13 protein-coding genes are annotated in these 13647 nt (G+C 69.8%); 9 read left to right on the top strand and 4 right to left on the bottom strand.

What is annotated here, in order from left to right; all coding sequences use genetic code 11:
- Together P409_RS40685 and P409_RS11970 are read left to right on the top strand one after the other, a co-directional pair.
- Positions 1–251, top strand: a 251-nt coding sequence (locus tag P409_RS40685) for a hypothetical protein (RefSeq protein ID WP_034836123.1), incomplete at its 5' end; no start/stop codon positions are given.
- Between the two features lie 98 nt (positions 252–349).
- Positions 350–2380 (top strand): BTAD domain-containing putative transcriptional regulator, encoded by a 2031-nt coding sequence (locus P409_RS11970; protein ID WP_034836120.1) that lies wholly within the window; start codon positions 350–352, stop codon positions 2378–2380.
- Here P409_RS11970 and P409_RS11965 read toward each other — a convergent pair.
- The 3 genes from P409_RS11965 to P409_RS11955 form a co-directional block, all read right to left on the bottom strand.
- On the bottom strand, positions 2368–2787 hold the full coding sequence (locus tag P409_RS11965) for a hypothetical protein (protein WP_034836116.1): 420 nt from the start codon (positions 2785–2787) through the stop codon (positions 2368–2370). The two genes, P409_RS11970 and P409_RS11965, sit on opposite strands and share 13 nt — an antisense overlap.
- A 139-nt stretch (positions 2788–2926) precedes the next feature.
- On the bottom strand, positions 2927–4705 hold the full coding sequence (locus P409_RS11960) for a peroxidase family protein (RefSeq protein ID WP_034836112.1): 1779 nt from the start codon (positions 4703–4705) through the stop codon (positions 2927–2929).
- Positions 4706–4826: 121 nt separating this feature from the next.
- Positions 4827–5597, bottom strand: coding sequence for a GntR family transcriptional regulator (locus P409_RS11955; protein WP_034836109.1), 771 nt, complete (start codon positions 5595–5597; stop codon positions 4827–4829).
- A gap of 129 nt (positions 5598–5726) precedes the next feature.
- Here P409_RS11955 and P409_RS11950 point away from each other — a divergent pair, with 129 nt between their 5' ends.
- From P409_RS11950 to P409_RS11925, 6 genes are all read left to right on the top strand, one after another.
- Positions 5727–7112 carry a 6-phospho-beta-glucosidase gene (locus P409_RS11950; RefSeq protein WP_034836105.1) on the top strand — a complete coding sequence of 462 codons (1386 nt, stop codon included), beginning with the start codon at positions 5727–5729 and terminating at the stop codon, positions 7110–7112.
- Positions 7109–8044 carry a carbohydrate kinase family protein gene (locus P409_RS11945; protein ID WP_034836101.1) on the top strand — a complete coding sequence of 312 codons (936 nt, stop codon included), beginning with the start codon at positions 7109–7111 and terminating at the stop codon, positions 8042–8044. The genes P409_RS11950 and P409_RS11945 overlap by 4 nt, the downstream gene beginning before the upstream one ends.
- A 63-nt stretch (positions 8045–8107) precedes the next feature.
- Complete coding sequence (locus P409_RS11940) at positions 8108–9379, top strand: ABC transporter substrate-binding protein (RefSeq protein ID WP_034836098.1); 1272 nt, start codon at positions 8108–8110, stop codon at positions 9377–9379.
- Between the two features lie 212 nt (positions 9380–9591).
- Positions 9592–10482 (top strand): carbohydrate ABC transporter permease, encoded by an 891-nt coding sequence (locus tag P409_RS11935; RefSeq protein WP_034836094.1) that lies wholly within the window; start codon positions 9592–9594, stop codon positions 10480–10482.
- Positions 10479–11354: a carbohydrate ABC transporter permease gene (locus tag P409_RS11930; RefSeq protein WP_034836091.1), complete on the top strand. Its 876-nt coding sequence runs from the start codon at positions 10479–10481 to the stop codon at positions 11352–11354. Before P409_RS11935 ends, P409_RS11930 begins: the two co-directional genes overlap by 4 nt.
- A 78-nt stretch (positions 11355–11432) precedes the next feature.
- Positions 11433–11777: a hypothetical protein gene (locus tag P409_RS11925; RefSeq protein ID WP_034836088.1), complete on the top strand. Its 345-nt coding sequence runs from the start codon at positions 11433–11435 to the stop codon at positions 11775–11777.
- A gap of 20 nt (positions 11778–11797) precedes the next feature.
- Here P409_RS11925 and P409_RS11920 read toward each other — a convergent pair whose 3' ends face one another.
- Positions 11798–12355: a Rossmann-fold NAD(P)-binding domain-containing protein gene (locus P409_RS11920; protein WP_052120435.1), complete on the bottom strand. Its 558-nt coding sequence runs from the start codon at positions 12353–12355 to the stop codon at positions 11798–11800.
- A 151-nt stretch (positions 12356–12506) separates the two neighbouring features.
- Between P409_RS11920 and P409_RS11915 the strand changes: the two genes are divergently transcribed.
- A complete protein-coding gene (locus tag P409_RS11915; protein ID WP_034836084.1) occupies positions 12507–13442 on the top strand; it encodes a LysR family transcriptional regulator in 936 nt (311 codons plus the stop codon).
- The last annotated feature ends 205 nt before the right edge of the window (positions 13443–13647 follow it).

Below are 13647 nucleotides of genomic sequence, written 5' to 3'. Positions count from 1 at the left end.
ACGCCACGGCGGAGGATGACCGCGCCGATGGCCCGGCCTCCCTGCCCGGGCTCCTCGCCGCCCTGGAGCGGCGGGGAATGGTGGTTTTCCGGGTCGACCTGACCGCGAGGGCTGGGATTCCGGCCGTGAAGCTGTTATCGCCGGACCTGCAGCCCTCCGTGCCGGCCGCGATGACGGAGAGGCTGCGCCGGACGGCGACGGAATTCGGCCGGTCGCTGAATGGTTTGGAGGATCGACCTGCGATAATTTAATAATTTGCGAGCCCAGTCCGCTGCGGTTTCATTGTTTGGGGGAAGGGAGACCGCGGATGGCGGTTCCGGCAACACGGAGTGCGAGGACTCCGGAACGGGTGGACGTTCCCGCTCCGGACACAGGCAGTGTTGAGCGCCTGCGGCTGTCCCTGGGCAATGGATTCGACCTCCGTCTGGGCAATGGCGACCGGATCGAGCTGGGCAGCCGCAAGGCCCAAGCGATCTTCGCCTTCGTGGCGCTGAGCGGCACGGCGATCGAAAGCCGCGAGCGCGTCGCCGGCGTGTTCTGGAGCGAGAGCGACGGCGACCATGCCCGCGGGTCGCTGCGGCAATGCCTGAAGCAGCTGCGCGACAATCTGGAGGCCGTCCGGCCGGGCATCATCGATATCGGGCGCCAGGACATCCGCATCCGGCGCGAGGTCGTGGATGTGGACCTGGAGCAGGTCGCGAGCGATCTGGCCCGGAGCGTCCTGCCCTCGGCCCTGACGCTGGGCCTGGCCAATCCGGACCGCATCATGGCCGGGTTCGAGGATCTGGACCGGGAATTCGCCTCCTGGCTCACGGTCTGCCGGCAGCAATGGCGGAAGATCTTCATCGGCAGCCTGGAGCGGCTGCTGCGCGATCCCGCCTCGGGCGAGAAGATCGCCGCCGAGGCCGCCCATGCGCTGCTCGACATCGATCCGACGCATGAGGAGGCCTATCGCGTCCTGATCCTGCAGCAGGCGCTGCGCGGCAATATCGCCGCGGCGCTGAAGCTGTACGGCACGTTGTGGGACCTGCTGCAGAACGACTACGACATGGAGCCGTCGGAGGAGACGCAGCGGCTCATCGTCGAGATCAAGCAGGGCTCGGTCGACAGCGCCGCCCCGCCTGCCCTGACGCCGGTGGCGGAGGCATCGCGGCTGCCGATTATCGAGGTGGACCGGTTGAGCCCCGGCATCCCCGAAGGTGTCGACGACTATGTGGTGCACGGCTTCCGCAGCGAGCTGATCGCCAATCTGGTGCGGTTCCGCGAATGGATCGTGGTCGAGCCGCCGGACCAGCCCGCCGGGGCCGAGGCGCCGCAGCAGCAGGTCGATTACCGGCTATCCACCGCGTTCCGGCACAAGGAGGACGATCTGCTGATCGTCGTCTCGCTGATCGAGCTGACCCGCAACCGGTCGCTGTGGTCGGAGACCTTCTCCCTGGCCTTGCCGTCCTGGATGGACCAGCAGCGCCAGATCGCCCGGCGCGTTTCGGCCACGCTGGACATCCACATCTCGGCCAACGCCCTGTCACGGCAGATCGGCGACCGCGACTTCGCGCACGGACCGTATGTCCGCTGGCTGCGCGGCCAGTACCTGCTGAATTTCTGGGAGCCCCAGGCGGAGTTCGAGGCCGAGGCGCAGTTCAAGGAGGTGATCCGGGACTGGCCCAGCTTCGCCCCCGCCTATAGCGGCCTGGCCAACATCTACAACTCGCGCCACATCATCCTGCCGGGGGTGCGGCGCGACCGCGCCATGGCCGAGGAGGCGCTGAGCCTGGCCCGGCGGGCGGCGGAGCTGGACCCGCTGGATGCACGCGGGCACCTGACGCTCGCCTGGTCCTACATGATGACGACCCGCTACCCGCAGGCCGACCTGCATCTGGAGCTGGCGCGCGACCTGAACCCAAGCAACCCGTCGGTGCTGATGTCGGCGGCGCAGGGCTTCGCCTTCGTCGACCGGACCGATGTCGCGCTCGACCTCGTGGCCAATGCCTTCGAGCTCAACCCGCTGATCCCGCCCCATCACTGGGCCTATCTGGCAGGCATCCGCTTCCTGCACGGCGACATCGAGGGCTGTGTCGAGGCCGCGGACCGGGCCGGGCAGTCGATCTTCAACATCCCGGCCTGGAAGGCGGCCGCCCTCAGCCTCCTCGGCGACAGCCGGCGGGCGCAGGAGGAAGCGCGCCTCTTCCTGCGCAACGCCCGCGACGCCTGGCACGCCAAGCTGGAGTGCACGGACGCCGCCATCGTCGAGTGGTTCCTGAGCAGCTTCCCGATCCGCAACGTCGCCCGCTGGCGCGAGCTGCGGGAAGGCCTGATCCAGGCCGGCCTTCCCGCCTCAGATGTCGGCGAGGAGCAGCTCTACTGGCCTCACCGGCACTGACCGAAGCTGTAGTCGCCGACGCGGAAGTAGAACATGTCGAGCGCGTTCAGCGCGTTGGGGTCGCGCCGCACCTGCAGGCCGTACTCGTCCGGCAGCGGGTAGGGGCCGGGGTACTTCGAGTATTCCTCGATCCGCTGCCGCATCAGGTCGGCCGGCGGCAGCACGACATAGAGCGCCTCGTCGCGGCTGACGATCCGGATCTCCTTCCCGGATTCGGCGAAGTTCTCCAGCGTGATGCCGTGATCCTTCAGCAGCTGCAGTGCCTCGGCCGTCGTCTTCGGCTTCGGGATCTCGCCGATCGCCATGCCGATGATCAGCCGCCCCGCGGCCTCGCGGTCATACATGGTCATCTCGACCGGCACCGGCTTCGGCGGCTGCTTCGGGTCGTGCTTGTTGTGGTCCGTCATCGCTCGCTCCTCCTTGTTTGCAAGGCGCTCCCGCCTTGCCGTATGGCGACGGCCGGCGGGCCGCCGCATTAAACCTCCGCCCCCGCGCCCCGAAGGGCGACGGAGGCGGAGGTCCCCCACCACCTCGGTGCCGGCGCCCTCAGACGCTGGCTTGTGTGATCGGCCGCGACGACGCGGCCGGCGGCGGCGGCGATTCGACGAAGCCGATGATGTCGCGCATGCTGTCCGGAACGGCGCCGCCCTTGAACAGGACGCGGCTCCAGCGCCGGATCACGCCGGGCTCGACCGTCGTCGACTCGGCCAGGGACGCGGCCAGGATCACCTGGGCGACCAGCGCCGATCCCAGCGGCCCGAGGCGCCGGCCCTGGTGGCGTACCTCGGCCTCGCGCAGGATGTAGTAGAACAGCGGCGTGTCCTCGGCCAACGCCTCGATCACCCCGTCCGGGCCTTCGGCCAGCGGGTTGCGCTGGCTGCGCGCGTTCATGCCGGCCAGGCCGCCATGACCGTCGCCCAGAAGCTCCTCCCGCGTCAGCTTCGGAACCCCCAGCCGGTCCGCGAGATACTGGCCGTTCGGCAGGCTGGACAGATAGGCCCGCGCCAGGTCGCGGAACGGCAATCCGCCATAGCAGCCCTCGTAAAGCGGGTCGCCGCCGACCATGCGCCGCATGTCGTCATGCGCCATCGCCGACATCGTGTAGAACTGCGCCGTGACCCAGGGGCCGATCAGATGCGCCTGGTTCTCGTCGGCGCCCGTCTTTTCCGGGAAGAACAGGTCCCATTCCAGGATCCAGTCGTTCGGGATCGGGCTGCCCGGGATGCCGCCATCCCCGACCAGCATGCCGCGCCGGAAGGTCATCAGCCCCTTCAGGCTGGTCTCGGTCAGCGCCAGGGCCCGGTTCAGCGTGTAGGACGGCCGCACCATGGCGTGGCCGAAGCGGAAGGCGGCCATGATGAACTCGGCCGGCAGCGGCGTGTCCCGGTCGGCGGCCAGGCGCCGGCCGAAGCCGCCCAGGTCCTGCAGGCTTTCGCGCCGGGCGTAGGTCTGCCAGACCTCAGGGTCGAGCAGATGGCCAAGATAGTCGTTTCGGACCACCGACCGGTAGGTGGAGATCACCAGGGCGCGGGCGATCTCGAACACCTCGTAGTCCGATGGCCGGTGCGGCGAGGCCAGGATGGCGTCGACGATGCGGTTGTGGAAGCGATGGAACAGGACCGTGATCTGCGACAGGATCAGGTTGTTATCGTTGCGGATATCGCCGATCAGGGGCTCGACCGGGCACTGCTTCGGCACATCCGGCGCCCCCGGCGGCAGCGGCCGCAGGTCGGTCGCGTTCGACGCCGCATCGAGGCATGCGATCATCGCCAGGTCGCAGGGCTGCGGGGCCTTGGCCGTGGCCGGGTCGCCCGGCACTTCCGGCGCGTCCTTGTCCCAGGTCCGGCCGCCGGTGTAGCCGACGCGCAGCTTCATCCGCAGCGCGTCGGGCCCGCCGGTGCGCTGCTGGTACAGCATCGGCGACCGGAACGGCCCGCCGCGATAGAGGCAGTCGAGATCGAGCGACGGGCTGGCCCAGAGCGGCCCGGCATTGGCCGAGCGCGAAAGGGTGCCGAGATCGGTGAAGGTCAGGTCATGCGCGACCAGCTGGCCGAGATAGGTGTAGCCGGCCGGGACCTCGGGATTGAACGATTCCGGCCCGGCGACGAGCCCGTCCAGGTACATCTTGCGAGCCAGGCGCTGCAGCACGTCCATGACCAGGGCCTGGGGATGCAGGCCGAGCCGGCCCGCCTCCTGCGCCAGCCGCCAGCCGAAGACGCCCTCGGGCGGCGGCGGATTGCCCTCGAAATAGGTCGCGGGCTGCTCGAGCCCCTGCGTCAGCGCGGCGCTGCGCTGGCCGGCCCCTGCGAAACCTGAGCCATGCACGTTCGTGCCCTCCCTGGTCGGTACACCGCGATCCGTTGGCGTCGCCGGTGCATTTAGAAGCCCGATCGTGATCGGATCGTGATTCCGCTGCGGCAATTCCGCGGCCGGGGACAGACCCGGGTCACCCTCTCTGGTCGAGGCTCAGCGGATAGCGCAGCGGATGGTGGCTGGAGAAGGTCATGTTCACCGGCCGGCCCTGCGGGTCATAGGCGATCTGCTCGATCGTCAGCACCGCGGCGGGCGGGGTCAGTTCCAGTAGCTCCGCCTCCTCGGCATTGGCCAGCCGGGCGCTCATCGTGGTGCGGCCGCGGTCCGGCCGCAGCCGGTAGCGGTCTCGCACCTCGGCATAGAGCGAGCGGTTGCCGGTCGACCAGTCGAGGTCGAGGATCCCGGGCACCAGCCGGGCGGCGAACCAATCCTGGGTCAGCACCACCGGCTGGCCGTCCAGGCAGCGCAGCCGCTTCAGCATCACCACATCGGCGCCGGGCGGCAGGAACAGCGGCCGCGCCACCTCCGCCGGCGCGCGGCAGACATAGCCTTCGATCAGCCGGCTGCTCGGCGTTCGGCCATGCGCCTCGGCGATCATGGTGAAGCTGCGCAGCAGGTGCAGCTCGTAAGTCTCCTCCCGCCGGGCCACGAAGAAGCCGCGGCCGGGATGGCTGTGCAGCCAGCCCTCCTGCACCAGCTCGCGCACCGCCTGGCGCACGGTGATGCGGCTGACCCCGTACTGCTTCTCCAGTTCGCGCTCCGACGCCAGCTTGGCGTCGGTGCCCAGCGCGCCGCTCTCGATCTGCTGGCGCAGCCGCTGCTTGATCTGGCGGTAGAGGGGTTGCGGATCGTCGCGCCGCAGCCCGTCGCCGGCCGGTCCGTCGCTGGGGAAACCGTCGGTCATGGCTTGCGGAAAAGCCTCTCGGCAGGGACAGGGATCACCCTCGCTGCATACACGCAAATCGGGGGGCCGGCCACAATTGACATGACTGGTTATAACCAGTCATAACGATAGCGGTTCTCGGGAGGCACCATGAAACTGACCCTGGTCGGCGGCGGCGGCGTCCGCGCCCCCCTGTTCATCGAATCGGCGCTGCGCCGGGCGGAGTGGAGCAACCTGACCGAGCTGTGCCTGTTCGACATCGACGGGCCGCGGCTGGAGCTGTTCGGCGGGCTGGGGGCGGAGATCGCCCGGCGCATGAAGTCGCCGGTAACGATCACCACCAGCCTGGATCCCGAGCGCGCGCTGGAGGGCGCCGCCTATGTCGTGACTACGGTCCGGCCGGGGCTGGAGGAAGGCCGGATCAAGGACGAGCGCATCGCCCTCGCCCATGGCGTGCTGGGGCAGGAGACGACCGGGCCGGGCGGCTTCGCGATGGCGCTGCGCAGCATCCCGACGATCCTGGGCTATGCCGACCTCTTGAAGCGGGTCAGCCCCGGCGCCTGGCTGTTCAACTTCACCAACCCGGCCGGGCTGGTCACCCAGGCGCTGCGCGACGCCGGCCACGACCGCACCATCGGCATCTGCGACGGCGCCAACGCCGCCCAGTCGGCCGTGGCGCGCTGGTTCGACGTGCCGGAGAAGGCGGTGCGCACCGAGGTGTTCGGCCTGAACCACTTGTCCTTCACCCGCCGCGCCGAGATCGGCGGCGAGGACGTGCTGCCGCGCCTGCTGGCCGACGACGCGTTCCTGGCCGCCTCGGCCCAGAAGGTGTTCAGCCCGCGCGTGGTCCGCCGCCACGGGATGTGGATCAACGAGTACCTCTACTACTTCTACTATGCCGAGAAGGCGGTGGAGGCGATCCGGTCGGATTCCCGCACCCGCGGCGAGGAGGTGCGCGACCTGAATCACGGCCTGATCGAGCAGCTGACGGCGCTGGACTGGCGCCGCAACCCGGACAAGGCGCTGGAGGCCTATTACGCCTATGCCCACCGCCGCAACGCCACCTACATGCACTACGCCCAGGAGGGCGCGCCGAGCATGGAGGAGGCCGACCGCGCCCTGGCCGCCGGCGCCCATGCGCCGCTGGGCGACGAGGGCGAGGGCTATGCCGGCGTCGCGCTCGACCTGGTGGACGCGCTGGAGACCGGCAAGCCGCTCTACAGCGGGCTGAACGTGCCGAACCGGGGCGCCATCGAGGGGCTGCGCGACGACGACGTGGTCGAGGTCAGCTGCGTCGTCGACCGCGACGGCGTGCGGCCGCTGCCGATCGGCCCGATGCCGGAGGCGCAGGCCCAGCTGGTGCATAGCATCAAGCGCTACGAACGGCTGGCGGTGCAGGCGATCCGCGAGCGCGACCGCGACCTGGCGGTCGAGGCACTGGTGGCGCATCCGCTGGTGCTGTCCTATTCCCGGGCCGAGGCGCTGGTGGACGAATATCTCGCCGCCCACGCTCCTTACGTCGGCAACTGGCCATGACCGCCGCGGGCATGGCGCCGGGCTGCGACGTCGTCGTGGTCGGCGAATACTACTGGGACCTGATCTTCACCGGCCTGCCGGAGGTGCCGCGGCTGGGCGCCGACCTGTTCGCCCGTGACTTCGCCACCCTGCCGGGCGCCAGCTTCACCAGCGCCACGGCGCTGCACCGGCTGGGGCTGCGCACCGCCTGGGCCGCCGATTTCGGCACCGACCTGTTCAGCCGGCTGGCGCTGGAGGCGGCGCGGGCGGAGGGGCTGGACGACCGGCTGTTCCGCCGGCTGGACCATCCGCTGGAGCGGGTCAGCGCCGCCTTCTCCTTCGCCCATGACCGCGGCTTCGTCAGCTATGCCGTGCGCGACGACCTGCCGCCGACGCCGGAGGCTCTCGCCGAGGTCGCGCCGAAGGCCCTGCTGCTGCAGAGCTTCCGGCTGCAGCCGGAGCTGCTGGCCCTGGCGCGGGCGGCGAAGCGGCGGGGCGTCCTGGTCTATCTCGACTGCCAGCACGTGCCGCACCGGATCGACTCGCCCGGCGTGGCCGAGCTGTTCCGCGAGATCGACGTCTTCGCCCCGAACGAATCCGAGGCCCTGGCCTTCACCGGCGCGCCGGATGTCAGCGCGGCGCTGGAGCAGCTGTCCGCGATGGTGCCGACCGTGCTGGTCAAGCGCGGGGCCGCCGGGGCGATCGGCGTCAGCCGGGGCGAGCGCTGCGCCGTACCGGCCCCGGCCGTCACCGTGGTCGACACCACCGGCGCCGGCGACAGCTTCAACGCCGGCTTCCTCTACGGCCGGCTGCGCGGCTTCGATTTCCGCGACAGCCTGGCGCTCGCGGCCTGCTGCGGCGCCATGGCCACCACCGATTATGGCGGCCGGGCGCTGCCGCGCGAGGCGGAGCTGCTCGGAATGATCCGGCAGGAGGCTGCGGCCTCGACCTGAGCGGGACCTAACCCGCCGGCAAACGACAACACAGTGCAAACAGGGGCTTGAACGGAGGGAACCATGAAGATCGCCACTCTATCTCTGGCCACGGCACTGGCCGCCGTCACCGCCGGTGTCGCCGGCAGCGCGGAAGCCGCGACGGTGAAGCTGTTCTGCGGCGCCACCGACTACGACCTGTGCAGCAGCGCCGCCGAGGCCTGGGCCAAGCAGAGCAGCAACAGCGTCAGCATCAACAAGATGCCTGCTTCCTGGGACGATGCGGTGCCGCTGTACCAGCAGATGCTGGCGGCGAAGTCGACCGATGTCGACGTGCTGGTGATCGACGTGATCTGGATGGGCATGCTGAAGAACCATCTGCTCGACCTCGGCGCCATCGTGCCGAAGGAGGAGGTGGCGGCGCATTTCCCGACCACGATCGACGCCGCGACCATCGACGGCCAGCTGCTGGCCCTGCCCTGGTACATGGACACCGGCCTGATCTTCTACCGCAAGGACCTGCTGGAGAAGTACGGCAAGGCCGTGCCCAAGACCTGGAGCGAACTCACCGAGACCGCCAAGGCGGTGCAGGACGGCGAGCGCAAGGCCGGCAATGCCGACATGTGGGGCTTCGTCTGGCAGGGCAAGTCCTATGAGGGGCTGACCTGCGACGCGATCGAATGGGTCGCCAGCACCGGCGGCGGCACCATCATCGACGGCAAGGGCGACATCACCATCGACAACCCGAAGGCGGCCCAGGCGCTGGCCCTGGCCCACAGCTGGATCGACACCATCAGCCCGCCGGGCGTGCTGGGCTACGACGAGGAGAGCTCGCGCGCCGTGTTCGAGAGCGGCAAGGCCGTGTTCCTGCGCAACTGGCCCTATGTCTGGGGCACCTCGCAGGCCGCGGGCGGCGCCCTGGTCGGCAAGGTCGGGGTGGCGGCGCTGCCGGTCGGCGCCGCGGGCGAGAAGTCGAGCGGCTGCCTGGGCCCTGCCTATCTCGGCGTGTCGAAATACTCCGAGAACAAGGAGGCGGCGGTCAGCCTGATCCGCTACATGACGGGCGCCGCCGACCAGAAGCGCCGGGCGATCCAGGGCGCCTACAACCCGACCGTCTCGGCGCTGTACGAGGACCCGGAGGTCCTGGCCAAGCTGCCCTTCCTGAAGGACACGCAGGCCGCCTTCGCCGACAGCATCGCCCGCCCCTCGGCGGTCACCGGCGCCAGCTACAACCGGGTGTCGCAGGCCTTCTCGAAGTCCGTGCACGCGGTGCTGACCGGCGACGAGAAGCCCGACGCCGCCGTGGCCGCCCTGGCCAAGGAGCTGGAGCGCCTGCGCCAGCGGGCGAAGTGGTGACGGCGCAACGAGGATAGGCCTGTGCGGTCTCCTTCGACCCGCCCTTCCTTCTTAGTCCCCCCTCCCCTTGCGGGAGGGGGGCAGGGGGAGGGGCCTGCGCGCGTCTGCGCGCGAATGGTCAGGAATCCACACGCCAGCTCCGGCTCGGGAAACCCCCTCCCCCTCCCCCCCTCCCGCAGGGGGAGGGGGGACTCGACCGGGGGGCGTCCTCGATGACCGGCCGCGTCGCGCGATCGCATCGCCGGGCCGGGTGGCTGTTCCTGGCGCCGACGCTGGCGGCCCTCGCCCTGGTGGCGCTGTGGCCGCTGCTGCGGACGCTGTTCTTCTCCACCACCGACGCCTTCCTCGACGACCCGACCAATTACGGCTTCGTCTGGCTCGACAACTTCGTCGACGTCGCGCGCGACCCGCAATGGTGGCGGGCGGTCGAGAACACGCTGGTCTTCACCATCGTCTCGGTGGCGCTGGAGACGCTGCTGGGCCTCGCCATCGCGCTGCTGCTGAACGAGGCGATCCCCGGCCGCGGCGTGCTGCGCGCCGCCATCCTGGTGCCCTGGTCGATCCCGGTCGTGGTCTCGGCCAAGATCTGGGAATGGCTGCTGCACGACCAGTTCGGCATCATCAACCGCCTGCTGATCGACCTGCGCCTGATCGACACCGGCGTGGCCTGGACCGCCGACCCGTCGCTGGCGCTGGGCGTCGTCATCTTCGTCGATGTCTGGATCACCACGCCCTTCATGGTGCTGCTGATCCTGGCCGGGCTGCAGCTGATCCCGGCCGAGATCCACGAGGCGGCGCGGGTCGACGGCGTGTCCTGGTGGAAGCGGCTGCGGTCGATCACCCTGCCGATGCTGCGGGTGCCGATCGGCGTCGCCGTGCTGTTCCGCACCCTCGACGCGCTGCGCATGTTCGACCTGAGCTACGTGCTCGGCGGCAATGGCGACCCGACCATGACCATGACGATCTATGCCCGCAACCACCTGGTCAGCTTCCAGGAGCTCGGCTACGGCTCCGCCGCGTCGACCTGGGTGTTCCTGCTGATCGCACTGATCGCCATCGTCATCATCGGCGCCATCCGGCTGGACCGGACCAGTATCCGATGACCGTCGCCGCCGCCCCCGCCCTGGCCCGCGCCGCCGCCCGCTATCGCCGGCGCCGGGTGCTGAAGACCGTCGGCCTGGGCTTCGCCGTCGTCCTGGTGCTGGTCTACACCCTGTTCCCGTACTACTGGGCGATCGTGTCCTCGCTGAAGACCGGGGCGTCGCTGTTCGAGGCGACGCTGCTGCCGGCCTTCGATCTGGTCTACTACAAGGCGCTGCTGCACGACCCGGTGTTCCTGGGCTCGATCGTCAACTCGCTGATCGTCGCCGGCTCGGCCACCGGGATCTCGCTGCTGCTGGCCATCGGCGCCGCCTATGCCCTCGGCCGGCTGGACTTCCCGCTGCGGCGGACGGTGCTGCTGGTAATCCTGATGATCTCGATCTTCCCGCAGATCGTGGTGCTGTCCGGCATGTTCGAGCTGGTGCGGTGGTTCGGCCTGTACAACCGGGTCGGGTCGCTGACCTTCGCCTATCTGATCTTCACCCTGCCCTTCACCGTCTGGGTGCTGACGGGATTCATCCAGGACATCCCGCGCGAGCTGGAGGAGGCGGCGCTGATGGACGGCGCCAGCCGCGGCCGGGTGCTTGTCAGCGTGCTGCTGCCGCTGATGGGCCCGGCCCTGGCCTCGACCGGCCTCCTGGCCTTCATCCAGGCCTGGAACGAGTTCCTGTTCGCCCTGACCTTCATCCTGTCGGACGAGAACCGGACCGTGCCGGTGGCGATCGCCACCATCTCCGGCGGCAGCCGCTACGAATACCCGTTCGGCCCGATCATGGCGGCGTCGGTGGTGGTGACCCTGCCCCTGATCGCCCTGGTGCTGATCTTCCAGCGCAAGATCGTCGCCGGCCTGACCGCGGGGGCGATCAAGGGATAGGGGCCCCGGCCCTCTCCTTGACCCGGGCGTCTTCCCATGCGCTGATCCCGGAGGTTTCACGACGCCGCGAGGGGGAAAATGCATCGCTCGGCCTGGTCCGCCCTTCTTCTCCTGTCCTTGTCCGGGTGCATCAGCGGCCCGGACCACGCCGAACAGCTGGCGGACGACCGGCAGAAATGCGCCGAGTTCGGCTTCCAGGACGGCACCGACGCCTTCGCCAACTGCATGATGAAGCTCTCGACGCGGCGGCAGGACAGGGCGCCGCCGGATCACGACACCCTGGTGAAGCGCTACCGGTCGCTCAGCATGGAGCGGCGCGGTGACGATCGCTATCCGGTCTGCGGCGCCGCCGGCATGGACAACGAACTCGATATCTCGACCGGCAAATGGGTCGGGCCGGACTGCCAGATGGAGCCCGACTGACCTCGGCCGCCGCGCCGTTCTCAACCGCGGGCGGCCAGTTCGGCGATCACCTCCGCCGCCTCGACCCGGCCTTTCAGCGCATGGCGGCCGCCGTCGCGGAACTCGATCCAACCCTCGTTGAAGCCGTCGAGCATGCGGATGCGCGGCGCCGGGTTCTTCATGCCCTGGGACCGGAACAGGTCCTCCCAGGTCTCGCGTGCCACCGGCTCGGCCCGCACCGGCCGGCCGAGGGCAGCAGTGAAGGCGGCGGCCAGGTCGTCCGGCGAGACCCGGCGCGGGCCTTCCAGTTCGACCACGCGCCGGCCAGTCCAATTCTCGCAGATCAGATCGGCCGCGACGCGCCCGATATCCGCGGTGGCCACCATCGGCGCCGGCCGGGCGGTCGGAACCAGGAAGCTGCGGATCACGCCCTCGTCGCGCGCCGAGGCCACGTCCCACACCGCGTTCTCGACGAACCAGGCCGGCCGCAGGACCGTCAGCGGGAGCGGCAGGTCGCGCAGCGCCGCCTCCAGCAGCGTGTGCTGCGACAGCAGATTGTCGTGGACGGCGTCAGCGCCGATGGTCGACAGCTGCAGCACTCGGCCTGCCGCCCACCTGGCCGGTGATTCCCGTGATCGCGTACATCCTTCGGTCTCCTTCAGCGGACGCCGAAGATCTAAGACCGCCGAACCGTTGCCGCGAGCGCCATCAAGTCACTAGACTGGTGACCTGGACTCAACGGAGGGCGCGTTGGCCTTCGACGGACGGGTGATCTCCAATGTCGGCGTGCTGGCCGCGGTGGTCGAAGGCGGCAGCTTCGCCCGCGCGGCCGAGGCGCTGGGCCTGTCCCGCTCCGGCGTCAGCCGGGCGGTGGCGCGGCTGGAGGCGCGGGTGGGCGTCCGGCTGCTCGACCGCACCACCCGCGCCGTGGCCCTGACCGATGAGGGCCGGCGCCTCTATGCCGAGGTCGTGCCGCTGCTGACCGGGATCGAGGATGCGGTGACCGTGACCTCCGGCTCCGCCATCGCCGTGCGCGGCCGGCTGCGGGTGAATGTCGACGCCTTCTTCTCGCGCCTGCTGTTCACCCCGCACATCCCGGACTTCCTGGCGCTGCACCCGGAGCTGACGCTGGAGCTGGTGGCCAAGGACCAACTGGGCGACCTGGTGGGCGAGGGCTTCGACATCGCCGTGCGCTTCGGCCACCCGCCGGACTCGTCGCTGGTGTCGCGCAAGCTGCTGGAGACGCGGACGATCACCGTGGCGTCGCCGGCCTATGTCGCCGCCCATGGCCGGCCGGAGGCCCCGTCGGACCTGGCCCGCCATGCCTGCATCCAGGTGCGCGACTCGGCCTCCGGCCAGCCGATCGACAGCTGGACGTACCGGCGCGGCGCCGAGGTGGCGGAGGTGCGGGCGACCGGCCGGCTGATGGTGGCGGAGTTCGGCACCATGCTCGGCGCCTGCCTGGAGGGGGTGGGCATCGCCCGGGTCAAGGCGATCGGCGTGCAGCGCCTGATCGACCGCGGCGAGCTGGTCGAGCTGCTGCCGGACTGGACCGGCGAGAGCTTCCCGCTCTATGCCCTGTACCCGTCGCGCCACCTTCCCCCGGCCAAGGTGCGCGCCTTCATCGACTTCGTGCAGTCGCGCCTGGGGTCACCCGTCGGGGCGGAGGCGCAGGACGCCGCCTAGTATCGGCTCTCGGGAATGTCTGACCACGGATCTTCGGCGTTATCCGGTTGCCTCTCCCGCTGGCGGAACCTTTCCAGAAGCCCCAGAACCGTCATTGCGAGCGCAGCGAAGCAATCCAGGGGCCGGTGCGCACTGGCCCCTGGATTGCTTCGTCGGCTTCGCCTCCTCGCAATGACGGCGAGGGAGAAGCATTGTGAAAAGATCT

This window comes from Inquilinus limosus MP06 (assembly GCF_000767795.1).
Classification (GTDB): domain Bacteria; phylum Pseudomonadota; class Alphaproteobacteria; order DSM-16000; family Inquilinaceae; genus Inquilinus; species Inquilinus limosus_E.
This window is presented reverse-complemented; position numbering and strand designations above follow the sequence as displayed.